The following is a 451-nucleotide window of genomic DNA, read 5'->3' on the forward strand; positions in this document are numbered from 1 at the left end:
GAAACGTGCCCGCTGGGCGCTATGGAAGAACCCCGAGAACCTCACCCCACGACACGCCGCGAAGCTGGACTGGATCGCCAAGAACGACCCCCGGCTGCACCGCGCCTACCTGCTCAAGGAAGGCCTACGACTGGTCTTCCAGCTCCCCACCGAGGAGGCCCCCCAGGCGCTCGAGACCTGGATCGGCTGGGCCCGTCGATGCCGCATCACCCCCTTCATCGAGCTCCAACGTCGCATCGTCAAGCACAAGGCCTCGATCCTCGCCGCGATCGAGCACGGCCTGTCCAACGGCCGCATCGAATCGGTCAACACCAAGATCCGCCTCATCACCCGGATCGCCTTCGGGTTCCGCTCACCCCAGGCACTCATCGCCCTCGCCATGCTCAACCTCGGCGGCCACCGACCCGCCCTACCCGGCCGGCAATGACCCACGGATCAATCACAAGAGCCG

General features: G+C 66.3%; 1 protein-coding gene. It reads left to right on the forward strand.

Annotation, left to right across the window (positions count from 1 at the left end; all coding sequences use genetic code 11):
• On the forward strand, nucleotides 1-427 hold a 427-nt coding region (locus EKO23_RS24875; RefSeq protein WP_167880652.1), incomplete at its 5' end, for a transposase.
• Nucleotides 428-451: the final 24 nt, after the last annotated feature.

It is taken from the genome of Nocardioides guangzhouensis (assembly GCF_004519545.1).
Taxonomy (GTDB): Bacteria; Actinomycetota; Actinomycetes; order Propionibacteriales; family Nocardioidaceae; genus Nocardioides; species Nocardioides guangzhouensis.